At 59.8% G+C, this 15,432-nt stretch carries 13 protein-coding genes; 3 read left to right on the top strand and 10 right to left on the bottom strand.

Going from position 1 to position 15,432, the window contains the following annotated elements; all coding sequences use genetic code 11:
* Positions 1-40: 40 nt before the first annotated feature.
* From KYK14_RS01345 to KYK14_RS01330, 4 genes are all read right to left on the bottom strand, one after another.
* A complete protein-coding gene (locus tag KYK14_RS01345) occupies positions 41-805 on the bottom strand; it encodes a LytR/AlgR family response regulator transcription factor (RefSeq protein WP_219156306.1) in 765 nt (254 codons plus the stop codon).
* Between the two features lie 32 nt (positions 806-837).
* Entirely contained in the window at positions 838-2,685 is a 1,848-nt protein-coding gene (locus tag KYK14_RS01340) for a sensor histidine kinase (protein WP_219156304.1), read from the bottom strand.
* A 155-nt stretch (positions 2,686-2,840) separates the two neighbouring features.
* Positions 2,841-3,512 carry a DUF1349 domain-containing protein gene (locus tag KYK14_RS01335; protein ID WP_219156302.1) on the bottom strand — a complete coding sequence of 224 codons (672 nt, stop codon included), beginning with the start codon at positions 3,510-3,512 and terminating at the stop codon, positions 2,841-2,843.
* 50 nt (positions 3,513-3,562) lie between these two features.
* On the bottom strand, positions 3,563-4,360 hold the full coding sequence (locus tag KYK14_RS01330; RefSeq protein WP_219156300.1) for a ParA family protein: 798 nt from the start codon (positions 4,358-4,360) through the stop codon (positions 3,563-3,565).
* A 662-nt stretch (positions 4,361-5,022) separates the two neighbouring features.
* Here KYK14_RS01330 and KYK14_RS01325 point away from each other — a divergent pair.
* On the top strand, positions 5,023-5,343 hold the full coding sequence (locus KYK14_RS01325; RefSeq protein WP_219156299.1) for a MobC family plasmid mobilization relaxosome protein: 321 nt from the start codon (positions 5,023-5,025) through the stop codon (positions 5,341-5,343).
* A complete protein-coding gene (locus KYK14_RS01320; protein WP_219156297.1) occupies positions 5,340-6,155 on the top strand; it encodes a relaxase/mobilization nuclease domain-containing protein in 816 nt (271 codons plus the stop codon). The genes KYK14_RS01325 and KYK14_RS01320 overlap by 4 nt, the downstream gene beginning before the upstream one ends.
* A gap of 179 nt (positions 6,156-6,334) precedes the next feature.
* On the opposite strand, the gene KYK14_RS01315 is transcribed toward KYK14_RS01320, so the two are convergent.
* The 6 genes from KYK14_RS01315 to KYK14_RS01290 all read right to left on the bottom strand — a co-directional run bounded on the left by KYK14_RS01315 (position 6,335) and on the right by KYK14_RS01290 (position 12,809).
* Positions 6,335-7,234: a helix-turn-helix domain-containing protein gene (locus KYK14_RS01315; protein WP_219156296.1), complete on the bottom strand. Its 900-nt coding sequence runs from the start codon at positions 7,232-7,234 to the stop codon at positions 6,335-6,337.
* A 159-nt stretch (positions 7,235-7,393) separates the two neighbouring features.
* Complete coding sequence (locus KYK14_RS01310) at positions 7,394-8,539, bottom strand: NADH-dependent flavin oxidoreductase (RefSeq protein ID WP_219156294.1); 1,146 nt, start codon at positions 8,537-8,539, stop codon at positions 7,394-7,396.
* A 202-nt stretch (positions 8,540-8,741) separates the two neighbouring features.
* Positions 8,742-9,638 carry a helix-turn-helix domain-containing protein gene (locus KYK14_RS01305; protein ID WP_219156292.1) on the bottom strand — a complete coding sequence of 299 codons (897 nt, stop codon included), beginning with the start codon at positions 9,636-9,638 and terminating at the stop codon, positions 8,742-8,744.
* A gap of 133 nt (positions 9,639-9,771) precedes the next feature.
* The gene (locus KYK14_RS01300; protein ID WP_219156290.1) at positions 9,772-10,611 is read right to left on the bottom strand and encodes an SDR family NAD(P)-dependent oxidoreductase; all 840 of its coding nucleotides are present in this window, start codon (positions 10,609-10,611) and stop codon (positions 9,772-9,774) included.
* Between the two features lie 36 nt (positions 10,612-10,647).
* Entirely contained in the window at positions 10,648-11,814 is a 1,167-nt protein-coding gene (locus KYK14_RS01295; protein WP_219156288.1) for an aldo/keto reductase, read from the bottom strand.
* A gap of 137 nt (positions 11,815-11,951) precedes the next feature.
* Positions 11,952-12,809, bottom strand: a complete 858-nt coding sequence (locus KYK14_RS01290; RefSeq protein ID WP_219156286.1) for an SDR family oxidoreductase — start codon at positions 12,807-12,809, stop codon at positions 11,952-11,954.
* A gap of 448 nt (positions 12,810-13,257) precedes the next feature.
* Between KYK14_RS01290 and mobC the strand changes: the two genes are divergently transcribed.
* On the top strand, positions 13,258-15,267 hold the full coding sequence (mobC, locus tag KYK14_RS01285) for a conjugal transfer protein MobC (protein WP_219156283.1): 2,010 nt from the start codon (positions 13,258-13,260) through the stop codon (positions 15,265-15,267).
* Positions 15,268-15,432: the final 165 nt, after the last annotated feature.

Raw genomic sequence — 15,432 nt, 5'->3', positions numbered from 1 at the left:
GTTCGATATGGAGGCTGCTAATTGAGCACCCTATCCGGTGTCATCCTACCAAGTGGATGCGGCTTTTTAACTCTTCTTTGCAGGAGCGGCTCACCGGGATATAATCCTTGCCCAGCAGCACGCTACTTTCCTCGTAGGCCTGCACGTGGTCGAGGTTGACGATGTGGGAGCGGTGGGTTTTGAAAAACTGGTCGGGCAGCTTCTGCTCCAGCTCCTTGAGGGTGGAGTCGAACACGAAGTTCTCTTTGACCGTGTGCAGGCGCACGTAGTTCTGCAGGGCCTCGAAGTAGAGGATGTCGCGCAGCAGCACTTTCACGTGGCCCGAGCCTTTGCGCACGAACAGGTACTCTTTGAACTTCGGGCAGCGCTCGGCAGCGCCCAATACCTCATCACCGCCAGCTGAGGCCAGGTCCAGTACGGGGCCGGTGGGCCCGGCCTGGTAGGCATTGTAGAGGGCCAGCTCAATCTGGGCCCGCAGGGAGTCATCCGTGAAGGGCTTGACCAGGTAGCCGTAGGGCTGGGCCAGCTTGGCGCGGTTAAGAGTAGCCGAGTCGGAGCGGGCAGTGAGAAACACCACGGGCACGGCAAACTGCCGGCGCACGAGCAGAGCCGCGGCAATGCCGTCGCAGTCGCCGGCGATGTTGATGTCCATCAGCACCAGCTCCACAGGCTGCTGGGCCAGTACCTGCAGGGCTTCGTCACTGCTGTCGACGGGTTCGAGCGGCGTGTGACCCAAGCGGACCAGGGCCCGCTGTATTTCGTCCGCAATCAGTAATTCGTCTTCAACAATGAGTATAGTAGCCATAGGGTAGCGTTGGGCTCCCGGCCGGCCCCGGCTTAGCTGCGGGTGACCTCCATGCGGGTGCCGGTGGGTTCGGATGGTGAGGCTGTCACAGTTGCTTTCAACTGCTTCGCGAGCCGGCGCACGAGCTGCAGCCCGAGCGATCGGGAAGCGGCTTCCCCTCCCCCTTCGGCCGCCATGCCGACGCCGTTGTCGATGACGCGCAGCTGAAAGCCGGTGGGACCGGAGGAAAGAGAAACGTGCAGGTGGCCCGGCCCGGGACCTCGAAAAGCGTGCTTGTACGCATTGCTGACCAATTCGTTCACCAATAGCCCAAAGGAAGTGGCCTCCCGAGCCTCTAGTATCAGGGGCTGCAGGTCGGTGCTGAGCTGCACGGGCCGCTCGGGCGAGTTGAGGGAAGTATGCAGCGAATCAAGCAACTGCGCGAGGTAATCGTCCATGCGCACCTGGGCCAGGTTATCGGCCCGGTACAGGAATTCGTGCACGAGGGCCATGCTCTGAATTCTTGACTGGCTGCCAGCCAGGGCGGCCGTCAGCGCCGGGTCGGGCAGCACGCTGCTCTGCCAGGCCAGCAGGCTGCTGACCAGCTGCAGGTTGTTTTTAACCCGGTGGTGGATCTCCTGCAAGAGCACTTCCTTTTCGGCCGCCGATTGGCGGTTGGCCTCGTTGGCCACGGCCAGCAGGGCTTTCTGCCGCCGCAGTCGCCAGTACAGCCAGCCACCCACCCCTAGCGTGGCCAGGAGCCCGCCCAGCAACAACAGCAGGGATTGCAGCCGGGCCCGCTGGGAACGCTGCTCGAACTCGGCTGCCCGATTCTTTTGCTGCAATAGCTTTACGTCATAGCCCACCTGCAGCCGGGCTAGGGCCTGGGCTTTATCGTGGCTGAAGAGCGAATCCCGTAGTTCCTGTGACCGGGTGTCATACTCAGTTGAGCGCGCCACTTTGCCCTGGTCAGCTTCCGCCCAGGCCAAGCAAGCCAAGGCCTCCGCCTCGTACTCGGGCATCGGCGTCTCCCTGGCCATCCGCAGAGCCAGCTCCGCCGCCTTCTGTGACTCGCCGGTGCGGCCCATCAGTCGGTAAGTGCGGGCCAGCGCTAGGGCCGAGGCCGTCGCGTGAGATGGAAAGCGATGCTGCCGTAGGATCGGCAGGGCCCGTCGCATATTCGTTACTGCCGAATCCAGCCGGGCTGGTGTGTGAGGCTGCAGCAAGGCGTACACCTCCCCTTTAAACTGGTATACGCTCCCTATGCCCCGAGCATCGTTGGCCTGCTGCATCGGGGGCAGGGCCCGCGCCGCGTAGTGGAGCACTGAGTCGTACTGCTCCAGGACCATGAAGGTGGTCGCTAGGTTTAGCAACAGACTACCCCGCTGTCCAGGAGTAACCTTGGTGGCCCCAGCTTGCTGCTGGTACGCCAGCCGCATCCACTGCAACCCCTTGGCCGCCTCCTTGGTATCCACAGCCAGCAGTCCCAGACACTGCGTGAAACGCCATTGGTCTGGCAGCTTATGAGTCTTGGTCAGGTCCAGACCCTGCTGGCAGTAGGCCGTAGCACCAACGTAATCGCTTTCCCGCTCACAGTTCACAATGAGTTGATACAGTGCCTCCGAAGCCCTCGGCCAGTCGCGACGGAGGGTGGCCAGTGACACAGCCTGCTCGCCGACTTTCCGGGCATCCGGATCAGCTTGGGCAAACAGCTTGTCGCGCAGCGCCCCCAGCAGCCGGAAGCGCGTCGAGTCAGGTAGGCCCCGTTGCTCCAGTAGCCCGCGCAGCGAATCGATGGCCGTGACTGGCGCCGGGATTGGAGCATCCAGAGAGCCGGCTGCGCCGGGAAATGCACTGGCCAGAGCCAGCCCCATTACTACCAGCAGCTTACTGCAACTCATGCGGGAAGGCTGCAGTGGAAAGAAAGGGAATTGCATGGTAGCCCATGAGCGGTAGATGTACGGGCCCCTCCCCTACCCTGCCTCCGGGGCCAGGCCTAATGGTTGAGCGCTTGAGCAGAGAGGATAGCGGCTGGTAGGAGGAGCGGCGGGTTTACTTACTTTTTAGGGTTCATCATCTGCCGCAGCTGCCGCTGCAGCGCTTTCTGGATTTGCTGCTCGTGCTGATCCACAAACTGATTCAGAATGTTGTGAATGACGTCCGCCGAGGAAGCGCCCCCGCCCAGCAGCAAACCCATTTGCTGGAAAAGCTGCTGATGGGTTGCCGTAATGCGTACCTGAAAGGTTTTCTTTTCTTCCGAGGGAGCGTAAAGGCCGTCAAATGAGAACTGCGGGGTGTTGCCCGTCGCCGGTCCCGGCGTGGGTTCAACTCCCTGGTCCTCGTCCGGTGCGCTTGCCGCCTCCTCCCCTACTGCGGCGGCCGGCTGTGCTACCTGGGCCGGGGCTACCCGGGCCTTGGGCCCCTTTTCTCCCTTTGGTTCTGCCTTAGCCTCTGCTGGTGCGGGCGTCAGCACCGGCGTGGGTGCCTCCACTACGGGTGCGGTGGTAGGCAAGGCGGCAACGGCTGGCTCAACCGGGGCCGGAGCCGCCACGGACGGTGCTGTTGCGGGAGCCGGGGCTGGCGCCACGGCTGGTTCGGGAGCCGGAATAGCAAAGGGCTGGCTGGGCCCCATGTGGCTAATGGAAGCAACGGAGCCCGTCAGGCGGGCCAGTTCGGCCATCTGTTCTTCCGGGGTGAGCTTGGGCTTTTTGGTGGTGGCTTTTGCCATGATGGACAAGCGTTAAGGCGTGGGGATGAAATGCGAAAAACCGGAAGCCCTTACTCGGCCTCCACGGCCGCGGGCGTGGGCTCTACCGGCGGCGGGGTGTAGGCAATGGTTTTCCCCGAGGGCGTCACGGCCCCCTCCCCTACTACCAGGGTCAGGATTTCCATGATGAGCTGGCCCAGGCCCAGACGGTTGAGGTCGCGCTCGGGCAGGGGAAACATGGTCGAGCGGTTTTCCTTGTAGGTCATCAGCAGTTCCACGCGGCTCCTGAGCAGCGGCATTTCTTTTTCCTTGAAAAGCGCCTCGGTCTTCTCGTAAATGGCTTTCTTCTCCGCTTTCACGAACTTGTTCCAGAAGGCGTAATATCCCTGCAGGTTGGAGTCCGCATCGCGGGACTGCACGAACTGGCCCAGAATGGCCATGTAGGACATGGTAGAGGCAATCGAGCCCTTATCCGGCTCGATGGGCAGGAAGATGTAGTCGACCAGCCGCAGCAGCTCCGGCAAGCCCATCACGTTGACCGTGCCGGGGGTATCCACCAGAATAAAGTCGTATCCCTGGTCCAGCATCCCTTCAATGGAGGCGACGGCTTTTTCCACGCTGGAGATGATAACCGGGTAAGGCGGAACCCCCTGCTTGATGAGCCGGGCCTGGAAGGCCGACTCGGACTGCAGGCGCTGCTGCTCTTCCAGCCGGTAGGCGTGCAGGGAGTTCTGCGGGTAGTCACAGTCCACCATGGCCACTTTGTAGCCATAGTAGTAGCACAGGGCGGATGCCATGTGGGTGCCAATCGTGGACTTCCCCGCTCCTCCCTTTTGGGTAGCGAACGCGATTACGTGAGGTTGTGTCATAAGGCCGTGCAGGAGTAGTAAAGGAGCTATGTGTGGCAGCGTTGCGTTGTTGCAATACCACAAAGTTGCAAAGGTGTGCTAAGCGTTAGTTGCAAAGTTGCAAAACAACAAAGTGGCATCATTGCTGTGTGACAATGTGGCGAAGGTACATCGTGGCAATGTTGCAAAGCAACACAGTGGCAATAATTAATCGCGATGCCTTCTAATGGTGTTGCCTTGGTTCAAAGTTGCAAAGTTGCTTTGTGGCAAGATGTGCTTGCGTTTCCTTTAAGCTCCATTGTGTGGAACTTGTGGTAATGTGGCAAAGTTGTAATGTTGCATTGTGGCAAGAAATAAAGCAAGGGCACCTTCGCTTACGCATTGATTATGTATAGCTTAGAATAGCCTTTATCTAGTGTCATTGTTGCTTTGTTGCAAAGTTGTATAGTTGCACAAGTTGGTAAATTCCTAGACTAGCCCTAGCCCCGTCCAACGCCCTCGTTCAACCGGCTCGTTCAACGACCAGCAAGCCATGTCATTGTGTACACAAACTGCGTTTGCGTCCGACAATGACACCGCCCGGTTCGCAGGCTTACCGGGCTTGGCTTGCTAAAGCAGACGGCTGTAAATAGCCTTAAAATGAATTTAGCCGTAGGTTAGCCCCAAAATCAACCAGAGGGAATATGACTGACGAAGCCAAGCCGGAAGCCGCTGAGCCAAACCGCGACCAACAGATTCATTTTCGCGTGACTGCGGACGAGAAGAAAGCCATTGAGGCGAAGGCCAAGGCCGCCGGGTTCAAGAAGGTTTCCGACTACTTGCGGGTGCTTGGCATGTGCACCGAAGTCAAAGAAGTGCTGCCGGCTGAGCTGCGTCGGCAACTGGTGGGCATCGGTACCAACCTAAATCAGATTGCCCGGTTGGCCCAGTCGGGTAAAGCATTTAGCGGCCACGAGGCGCAACTTGTGCAGGCGCTTTCCATCATCCGCGGGTATCTGGTATGATAGCCAAGACCACCACGGGCAGCGACTTTGAAGGCGCCCTAACCTACGGGGCCGGGCAGCGCCGAGGCAAAGGAAAAGAGCCGGGTGAGGCCCCGCTTTTGGTCGTATCTAATGTCATCCCGGGCAGCCCGATGGAGATGGCCCAGGAGATGAAGGGCATGGCCAGCCGCAGTCGGAAAGTGCAGAAGCCGGTGTGGCACACGGTGCTTTCGTGGAAGGAAGGGGAGGAGGTCAGCCAGGCGCAAAAGGTCGCGGCAGCCCAGCGCTACTGCGAGCTGATTGGCGCGCCCATCGCCCGCCACCAGGTGGTGGTATATGAGCACCGCGACAAGAAGCACGCCCACGTGCACATCTACATCAACCGGGTGCCGATTGACGGCGGCCCGGCCTTGCGAACAGACAATAACTTCTACCGGCAGCCGGCCATCACCAAGCAGATAAGCCAGGAGTTGGGGATGCAGCCCATTCCCGAGCGCCGCCGCAGCATCAAGGACCTCGACCCAATGAAAGAAGCTGCGCGAGACCAAATAGGGCAGGCGTTACAGGACGCCCTGAGTCGGTCCGATAGGGGAGGGGAGGAGTGGCTCGCAACTCAGCTGCACAAGCAGCAAATAGGCGTGCGCTACGCCCACGACAAAGGCGGCACCTTACGCGGGGTAAGCTTTGAGGTAAACGGAATAGGGGTGAAGGGGCAAGAAGTGGGCTTCAAAGGAGCACAGCTGCGGGAAGTATTTGCGGAGTCAATGACCGGACAGGTACCCCACCCCCCCGTTAAGCCTTCTTTTAGTAACCAGAGAAAGAAAATGCTTTAATCCTTTTCCAGGTCGGTAAGGCTGGATAGAACAAGTTGGGCATAGTGCCGAGCAAGGCTTTGCGGCTGAATTAATGCGTCTTAGCACGACCACGACGCGATTTTCTAGCTCTTGTAACAAAAGCCCTATTGTCGTGGCCTGAGCGACTGGCTTGGCGCAGCTACTCAAATCTTCAGATGCTATGCCGCGTGGCGAAAAGCTAGTGGCGTAGTGCCGGCGTGCTTTTTAAAGAAACGCTGAAAGTAGGTAGCGTAGTCAAACCCCAAACTCTCGGCAATCTCGCCGACGCTCCAATCGGTCTGCTGTAGCAGCACCTTGGCCTCGCTGACGTAGCGGTCGGCGATGTAGGCCGTGGTGGGCTTGCCGGTTACTTCTTTCACCGAGCGGTTTAGGTGATTCACATGGACAGCCAGCCGGTCGGCAAATTCCTGGGCATTCTTCAGAATAGGCTCATGGTAGCGTCTGGTCACCGGGAACTGAACTTCCAGCAGGGTCATAAACAGGTTGGTGATGCGCTGAGCCGCGTTGGTGGCTATTGCCGGGTGGGGGCTGGCGGGCTCCAGGCGGGCCGCTTCATGGATAACGAGCGAAAGCTGGCTACGCAGCAAATCGTCCTTGTGGGCGTAGTCTGTGTCAAAGTCCCGACGCATGCGGCCGAATACTTCAATCAGATAGCGCTGCTGCTCGTCGTTGAGGGTGTACACCGGATTGCCATCCACGCGGTAGAGCACGGAGTCTTTCAGGCTTACACCCCGCATTGCTGATTGCAGAAAGGGCTCGGTAAAGCCGACAATGTAGCCTTCGGCTTCGCTGGTCGCGCCGGCCACGGGTTCCCACGAGAAAGGCACCAGGCGGTTGGTGAATACGAGCGCAGGGCGGTCTACCAAGTAGCTGCGGGTGGCGTAGTGCAGCTCATTGGCCCCACTTGTCACCAGCACGCACTTGAACACGTCGCGGCGGTTGAAACTGTCCATGCCGCACTGCGCCTCGTTCATGGTCAGCACCGTGATTTCGCCGCAGACGGGCGCGGAAAGCGGCAACGAGTCCCGGTGCGGTGCGGCTGGCAGGGTTTGATTCATGGAGTTGGTTCAAGTCGTTGCTTCAGGAAGCGTTTTAGGAATTATCAACCCAAAATAAGCGTAAGGGAAAAGCAAGGAACCAGCGGCAGGCGAACAATTTCTGCTTGCTTACCGCTGGCTACTCGCAGTTCAGCGGCCGAAAATCCTGGTCAGGCGGGCTTATTCCGCTGCCACCGTAAACCAGCCCGTGGCCACCTGAATAATGCCCCAGAGCTTGCCAGGGATGCGGCGCTCTTCCACCTTGGAAGGCTGCAGGGCGGCCTGAATTTCATCTTCCCGGCCGCTGGTGGCCAGCTCCAGCCAGTTGGGGTTCACCACCAAGGCCTGGCCCACCGCTACCAATGACAAGCCCAGCGACAGGGCCTGACGCGCCTCGGCGGGCGTGCGGATATGGCCGGCGGCGATAACCGGCAGACGCCCGTTCACCCGTGCCAGGACGCCTTCTACCACCAGCTGGTCGTCTTGGCTATCGACGGGCTTAGCGGTCAGCACGCTTGGCAGCGACACGTGCACATAGTCGATATCCAGCAACGCCAAGCGGTCGAGTAGCTCATATACATCGTGAATGCGCAGGCCTCCGTCCTGGGGCTCGTCGGGCGAAATGCGGTAGCCCAGCAAAAACGGCTGTTCGGTGTGCTCCTGAATCACGCGCTGGACCTCCTGCACGACGGCCAGCGGGAAACGCAGACGGTTTTCCAGCGAGCCGCCCCACTCGTCGGTGCGCTGGTTGAAGTAGGGCGACAGGAAGTTCTGGAGCAGGAAGCCGTGGGCACCGTGCAGCTCCACCCCGTCGAAGCCGGCCTCGATGGCCCGGCGCGTGGCCTGGCCGAAAGCCTGGATTATGTCCTGAATTTCGTCCTCGCGCAGGGCCCGGGAAGAAGCCGCGGGCGTAAACGCGGTGGCCGCTATTTCCATGGTGCTTGCACTTACGATGTCGCCGTTGGGAATCAGGGGTGCCAGAGCCTTGTTGCCAGCGTGGAAGATTTGCAGGATGGCGGGCGCCCCGCCACTCTTGGCCGCGTCGGCCAGCTTGCGCAGGCTCGGCAGAAAGGAATCATCGTAGGAGGCAAACTCATCGGTAAAGCCCTGCCCGCTCGGCGTGACGTGGGAGCAGCCGGTGATGACCAGGCCCACGCCGCCTACCCGGGCATGGTAGTAACGCGCTTCCTCGTCCGAAATGGTTAGGTCATCGTTGCTCGACCAAGTGGTCATCGGGGCCATGGCCACCGGGTTTTTCAGGTAAAGGCCGCGCTTGAATGCAAACGGCTGGAATATCAAATCGGTGGTTTCCGCAGTGGTTATCATGAAGGGGCTTGATGAAAGTTGAAAGCAAGACAAAGGTCCCCCACTGTAAAAAGGCCTCACAATACCAATCAAACCACTTTGTACACAAATCAAACAGCCCTGCTCCGAGAACCGGGGACAGGGCTACAAAGTCGGTAACACCGGCCCTTAAGACTGGCTGTTGACAGCTGAGCTCACACCTCTTGAAGGTCACCCGCGGGCGCTACTCCGCGTGGCGAAATGCCAACGGCGTGGTGCCGGTGTGCTTTTTAAAGAAGCGGTGGAAATAGGTCGGGTATTCAAATCCCAGACTATCGGCAATCTCGCTCACGCTCCAATCCTGGTGCTGGAGCAGCACTTTAGCCTCGCTGGTAATGCGCTCGGCAATGTGGGCCGTGGTGGGCTTGCCGGTCACCTCCTTTACCGAGCGGTTCAGGCTGTTGACGTGGACGGCTAGCCGGTCGGCAAACTCCTGCGCGTTTTTCAGAAGGGGTTCATGGTATTGCTTGGTCACCGGAAACTGGATTTCCAGCAGCGTCAGAAACAAGTTGGTCACGCGCTCGGCTGCGTTGGTGGCCACCGCTTGGTACGGGCTGGCGGGCTCCAGTCGGGTCGCCTCGTGAATGATGATGGAGAGCTGGTTGCGCAGCAGGTCGTCCTTATGGGCATAATCGGTGTGGAAGTCCTGCCGCATCCGAATGAATACTTCGTTCAGGTAGCGCAGTTGCTCGTCGTTGAGGAAGTACACCGGATTGCCGTCCACCCGGTAGAGCACCGATTCCTTGAGGCTTACTCCGCGCATGGCCGAGTGCAAAAACGGCTCCGTATAGGCGACAATAAAGCCTTCCGGCGCGCCCGTCCCCTCCACCGGCTCCCAGGAAAACGGTACTAGGCGGTTGGTAAAGACCAGCGCAGGCCGGTCGATGAGGTAGCTGCGGGTGGCATAGTGCAACTCGATAACCCCGCTGACGACCAGCATGCACTTGAATACGTCGCGCCGGTCGTAGTGCCCCATGCCGCACTCGGCCTCCTGCATCGTGATGACGGTAATTTCGCCGCCCGCAGGCGATACGCTCGGATAGATGTCAGTGCGCGCAGAGGAAGAGGGCGTCGTTGCCATGGGAAATATCAACGTGTTAAACGAAAAAAAGGAGGAAGCAGGCCCAGGCGGCTAGGTGATGCTGTAGAGCAATTGCGGAATCAAGCACAATTGAGTCACGAATAAGTCACTTATGAACCTGCGTGTTAACCGCTTAATGTATAATGGCAGTAGCCAGGGCCTGGTCTTTCCAAGTCGACAGGTCTTGGGCAAACCGCGCCTGCTTCTGCGCTACTTTTTCGTAGGCATCCGCGCCCAGCATCAGATACAGCGGTGGGGCGTCGCTTTCAGCGGCGCGAATTAGAACATCAGCCGCTTTGTCGGGGTCGCCGGGCTGCTTCTGGTCGACTTCCGCGTCCAGCTTTGCCCGTAGAGCGTGCAGGGGCTCGTAGTCGGCAATGGTGCCCTCGCTGTACACAAAAGAGCCGGGACTGAAGAAGTTTGTCCGGAACGCGCCGGGCCCCACCACCGTGACGCGAATACCGAAGGGCGACACTTCCGCTGCCAGCGTTTCCGACAAGCCGACCACCGCGTACTTGGCAATGTTATAGGCCCCAAAGCCCGCTTCCGCCGCGTAGCCGGCGATAGACGACAAATTAAAAATGTGTCCGGAGCGCTGGGCGCGCAAGTAAGGCAAGGCCTGACGAATGACGCACAGAGTCCCGTACACGTTCACCTCCACGCACTGCTGCAGGTCAGCCAGCGGCACTTCTTCGAGGCTGCCCTGCAGGCCGTAGCCCGCGTTATTGACCACTACATCGAGCTGGCCAAATCGCGCGACAACCTGCGCCAGGGCCGTCTTCACGCTTTCCTCTTGGCTGAGGTCGGCGGCCAAGGCTAAGAAGTTGCTGTGTTCCCCCACCGCTTGCTGGAGCTGCGAGGCCTCCCGCGAGGTAGCGGCTACTTGGTATCCCTGCAGCAAGAGTTTTTTCACCAGGGCCAGCCCCAGGCCTTTGGAGGCTCCGGTGACCAACCATACTTTCTGCTCGTTCATGTGCTTGGTAGTTAAAGAGAGCAGCTTGGCGCAGCGTTAGGATTGCACAATCTTCATTTGCGCCGCGTTCATGCGGCCTCCGTGCACCTTGAGCTTGGCAAAGGCCGTGTCTAATTCCTGCAGGTCAGCGGGCGTAAGCTGCACGGTTACCGCGGCCAAGTTTTCGCTCAAGTGAGCGGGGTTGCGTGTGCCGGGAATGGGCACGATAAACGGCTTCTGGGCAAGCAACCAGGCCAGCGACAGCTGCGCCGGGGTGATGCTTTCCTTAGCGGCAAACTGTGCCAGCAGGTCCACAATGGGCTTGTTGGCGGCAATGGCGGCCGGCGAGAACCGGTCAAATCCGGACCGCAGGTCTTTTTGCGGGTCGAATGGGGTGCTCGCCGTGATTTTACCCGTCAGGTAGCCCATACCCACCGGGCCCCACGGCACAAAGCCGATTCCCAGCTCTTCGCACGTAGCAAGCACGCCGTTCTTCTCGACGTCGCGCTCCATGAACGAGTATTCCGTTTGCACCGCAGCCACCGGCAGTACCGCGTGTGCCCGACGGATGGTCTGGGCATTGGCTTCCGAGAGGCCGAAGTGTAGCACCTTACCTTGCTGAATGAGGTCTTTAATCACTCCGGCTACCTCTTCGATAGGGACGTTTGGGTCCACCCGGTGCTGGTAATAAAGGTCGATGCGGTCGGTACGCAGCCGCTTGAGCGAGCCCTCAACTACTTTTCTGATGTGCTCGGGCCGGCTGTTGAGCCCGCCTTTGCCTGCCTCCACGTCGAAACCAAACTTGCTGGCGATAATGACATGGTCCCGGAAGGGCGCCAGGGCCTCGCCCACCAGTTCCTCGCTGGTGTGGGGGCCGTACACTTCGGCCGTGTCGAAGAACCGAACCCCGTTGTCGTGAGCCGTGCGCAGCACCTGGATGCCCTGCTTTTTATCGGCGGGCGGGCCGTAGTTGGCACTGATGCTCATGCAGCCGGCGCCCAATTCCGAGACCTCCAGCTTGCCGAGCTTACGGGTTTTCATAGAGGCCGTGCCCTTAGCTGGGGGTGGCGTCTGGCTGCCGGCAGTGCCATCGGTTTTCGGCTGTTCTGAGCAGGCGGCTAGCAAAGCGGGGGCGAGTGCCAAACTAGCGCCGAGCAGGGCGCTTTTGCCCATGAAGTTGCGGCGGCTTAGGCCCACGCCCTGGGGCGCATCCGGGGATTGCATGTTGTTTTCCATAGTAGTTGTTTGTGTTAAGTCTCTGGCTGCGCCGGCCGGGCAGCTGTGGGTAGTTGGGTTCGCCTCGCGTGACCGCAGCGCCCAGCCTTATTGAGCGTGTGACTTCACCTGAGATGATGCCCGCGCTACTTGCTGGCAGCAGCTGGCTCGTCGTAGGCGAGCGAGCTGGAAAGCGCCCGATGGGAGTCAATGTCCTGCTGCAGGTCGGCGATTACCTGCTCGGCGGTCCCGATGGCATCGGCTCCGGCGATGAAGCGGCGGGGCGGCTTCTCTTCGCCCGAAATGGTCAGCAACGCCTGGGCTAGCTTGGCCGGGTCGCCCCACTGCTGGCCGTTGTAGCCTTTCCAGAACTGCTCCTGCCCTTCGCGGCGCTCGTCGTAGTCGGCAATGTGCGTGTCGGCAAAGCTGGTGGACTCCTCAGTGAGCAGCTCGGTGCGGAAGAAGCCAGGGTTGACCGTGATGGCCTCAATGCCGAACGGGGCCACTTCGGGGGCCAAGGAGCGCATCCACCCTTCCAAGCCAAACTTCGAGGCCGCGTAGGCCGCGCCAAACTCAAAGCCCACCAAGCCGGCGGTGGAGGAGATGGTGATAATCTGCCCAGCTTTCTGCTGACGCAGCACGGGCAGCACGGCCCGCGTCACGTTCATCGGGCCGATGAGGCTGGTGGCCAACTGCTGGTTCATTTGCTCGGGGCTCAGCTCCTCAAAGAAGCCGGCGTAGAAGTTAGCGGCGTTGTTGACCAGCACGTCGATGCGGCCGAACCGGTTGACGGCGGCTTGCACGGCGACCTCCGCTTCGGCGGGCTTGGTGATGTCAAGCGTCACCACCAGCAAGTCGGCCGCTTCGCCGATGGCCTGGGCTACTTTCTCCTTGTTGCGGCCGGTGGCGACGACCGAGTGGCCGGCGGCCAGTACGGCTTTGGTGATGTAGAGGCCCAGACCCCGGCCCGCGCCGGTAATCAGCCATACTTTCTTATCTGCCATGGTATTGGGGGTTTGGTGTAACGTTCTAAACGCGTGTTTTGGAGAGAAGGGAACCGCCGGAATCCGGCTTTTCCGGACGGGTGCCCGAGGGCCGATAAGTTGTCCGGCAACAAGACAAAGGTCCCCCGCTGAGAAGAGGCCTGACAATACCAATCAAACCACTTTGTAGACAAATCAATCAACTAGCCGAGCCAAGGATGAGCAGAACTCCCGCGATTCAGCCAAGAGGGCCTTGGCGATGGAGGACGGTATAATGCCGATTTGAGCTTCTATTACGCTCTGCCACGCAGGCGTCCGAAGCCGTATTTGGGCCCTGAATGCGATGCCGTTGGTGTGCGGAATCTGCCCCTCACCCCTGACTTTTTGCGGCTCGTCAAGAAGTGCCCACTAAGCCCGCGTGAAGCGTGTAGGTTGCCGGATTGCAAACCAACCGCCTGTGTGCTGAGCTATGGAAGACGAAAAGGGATTGAGGAAAATCATGGAGTTCATGCGCCTGCTGGCCATTGTGCTGCTGGCCCTGAACATCTACTACTACTGCTTTGGCTACTTCAAAAGCATGGGCTGGGCGCCGGCCGTGGTGGAGCGCCTGCTGGAGAGCTTCACCCGCAACACCTTCCTGTTTCGCGCCAGTTGGATCAGCAAGAGCCTCGCCGTGGTGTTCCTGCTACTCAGCTGCCTGGGCACCCGGGGGCGCAAGGATGAAACGGTGAAGGGGATTTCCGTGGCAGGCTACGCAGTCATCGGCCTGGCCCTGCTGTACGGTTCGGATCTACTGCGCAACCTGTCAATGCCTGCCGGTGTGGCCACCACCCTGTACGCGGCAGTGGTGTCCGGCGGCTTCTTGTTGCTGCTCAGCGCCGGGGCCTGGCTGAGCCGGCTGTTTAATAACGACCTGATGAAGGACATCTTCAACAAGGACAATGAGAGCTTCCCGCAGGAGGAACGCCTGATGGAAAACGAGTATTCGGTAAACCTGCGCACCGAGTACCATCTACGGGGCAAGCGGCATCAGGGCTGGCTGAACGTGGTCAACCCGTTTCGGGCGACCATGGTGCTGGGCACGCCGGGCTCGGGCAAGAGCTTCGCCATCATCAACGAGTTCATTCGGCAGCACCTAGCGAAAGGGTTCTGCATGTACCTCTACGACTACAAGTTTGACGACCTGAGCCGGATCTGCTACAACACGCTGCTGCGCCACCAGGATAAGTTTGACCGGCCAGTGGGCTTTTACGTCATCAACTTCGACAACCCCCGCAAAAGCCACCGTTGCAACCCGCTGCTGCCCGAGCTTATGTCCGACATCGTGGACGCCTACGAGTCGGCCTCCACCATCATGCTCAACCTCAACAAGAGCTGGATTCAGAAGCAGGGGGACTTCTTCGTGGAGTCGCCCATCAACTTCGTGGCCGCCATCATCTGGTTTTTGAAGCTGTTCGAGAAGGGCAAGTACTGCACCTTCCCCCACGTTATCGAGTTTTTGAGCCGCGACTACGAGGAAATCTTCCCCGTGCTGGCATCCTACCCCGAGATTGAAAACCTGGTCAAGCCCTTTGTGTCGGCCTTCCAGAAGGACGCCATCGAGCAGCTGGAAGGCCAGATTGCCTCGGCCCGTATTCCCCTGGGCCGCCTGGCTTCGCCGCAGCTCTACTGGGTGATGTCGGGCAATGACTTCACGCTGGATATCAACAGCAATGAAGAGCCAAAGGTCCTATGTGTGGGCAACAACCCCGAGCGGCAAGCCATTTACGGGGCCGCCCTGGGCCTTTACAACGCCCGGCTGGTGAAGCTGGTCAACCAGAAGGGCAAGCGCAAGAGCTCGCTCATCATCGACGAATTGCCCACTATCTACTTCAAGGGCCTCGACAACCTCATTGCCACGGCCCGCAGCAACAAGGTCAGCACCTGCCTGGGCTTCCAGGACTTCTCGCAGCTGGAGCGCGACTACGGCCAGAAGGAGGCCGAAGTCATCAAGAACACGGTGGGCAATGTGTTCAGCGGACAGGTGGCCGGCAACAGCGGCAAGTGGCTGAGCGAGCGGTTTGGCAAAATCATGCAGCAGCGCCAGGGCCTGAACATCAACCTGCGCGAGACGAGCACCAGCCTCTCCACCCAGATGGACAGCATGATTCCGCCCAGCACCATTGCCAACCTCACGCAGGGCAACTTCGTGGGGGCCGTGGCCGATAATTTCGGCGAAGAAATTGGCCAGAAAGTATTTCACGCCCGCATTCAGGTGGATGTGAAAACAGTCGCCGCTGAAACCAGCGCCTACCTGCCCATCCCGGACATCACCAGCTTTATCAACCCCGCCACGGGCGAGGACGAGGCCGAGGAGATGATTAAGGCCAACTTCAACCGCATCAAGACGGACGTGAAAGAGCTGTGCGAGCGGGAGCTGGCCCGCATTAAGCTGGACCCAGCCTTGCGGCACCTCATCAAAGAGAAGGCGGAGAAGTAAGTAGGGATAAGAGGCACATCCGGGAGTTCGTTGGGCCGACCGTTCGTGTGGCCTGCGCGTGTCTCACCCCTCGATTTCAACCACTCGTCAACTTTCTGCCAACCGGGTTACGGGTGCCGATAGGTTTGCAGCGTCGAATTCCGCTTCGGCCTCATCCCTAACCCC

It is taken from the genome of Hymenobacter profundi (assembly GCF_019334315.1).
Classification (GTDB): Bacteria; Bacteroidota; Bacteroidia; order Cytophagales; family Hymenobacteraceae; genus Hymenobacter; species Hymenobacter profundi.
This window is presented reverse-complemented; position numbering and strand designations above follow the sequence as displayed.

What these genes read in the sequence shown, in the direction of transcription:
- mobC (WP_219156283.1), top strand. Translation starts at nt 13,258, where the DNA reads ATGGAAGACGAAAAGGGATTGAGGAAAATCATGGAGTTCATGCGCCTG.
- KYK14_RS01290 (WP_219156286.1), bottom strand. Translation starts at nt 12,809, where the DNA reads ATGGCAGATAAGAAAGTATGGCTGATTACCGGCGCGGGCCGGGGTCTG.
- KYK14_RS01325 (WP_219156299.1), top strand. Translation starts at nt 5,023, where the DNA reads ATGACTGACGAAGCCAAGCCGGAAGCCGCTGAGCCAAACCGCGACCAA.
- KYK14_RS01345 (WP_219156306.1), bottom strand. Translation starts at nt 805, where the DNA reads ATGGCTACTATACTCATTGTTGAAGACGAATTACTGATTGCGGACGAA.
- KYK14_RS01310 (WP_219156294.1), bottom strand. Translation starts at nt 8,539, where the DNA reads ATGATAACCACTGCGGAAACCACCGATTTGATATTCCAGCCGTTTGCA.
- KYK14_RS01300 (WP_219156290.1), bottom strand. Translation starts at nt 10,611, where the DNA reads ATGAACGAGCAGAAAGTATGGTTGGTCACCGGAGCCTCCAAAGGCCTG.
- KYK14_RS01305 (WP_219156292.1), bottom strand. Translation starts at nt 9,638, where the DNA reads ATGGCAACGACGCCCTCTTCCTCTGCGCGCACTGACATCTATCCGAGC.
- KYK14_RS01330 (WP_219156300.1), bottom strand. Translation starts at nt 4,360, where the DNA reads ATGACACAACCTCACGTAATCGCGTTCGCTACCCAAAAGGGAGGAGCG.
- KYK14_RS01340 (WP_219156304.1), bottom strand. Translation starts at nt 2,685, where the DNA reads ATGAGTTGCAGTAAGCTGCTGGTAGTAATGGGGCTGGCTCTGGCCAGT.
- KYK14_RS01335 (WP_219156302.1), bottom strand. Translation starts at nt 3,512, where the DNA reads ATGGCAAAAGCCACCACCAAAAAGCCCAAGCTCACCCCGGAAGAACAG.
- KYK14_RS01315 (WP_219156296.1), bottom strand. Translation starts at nt 7,234, where the DNA reads ATGAATCAAACCCTGCCAGCCGCACCGCACCGGGACTCGTTGCCGCTT.
- KYK14_RS01320 (WP_219156297.1), top strand. Translation starts at nt 5,340, where the DNA reads ATGATAGCCAAGACCACCACGGGCAGCGACTTTGAAGGCGCCCTAACC.
- KYK14_RS01295 (WP_219156288.1), bottom strand. Translation starts at nt 11,814, where the DNA reads ATGCAATCCCCGGATGCGCCCCAGGGCGTGGGCCTAAGCCGCCGCAAC.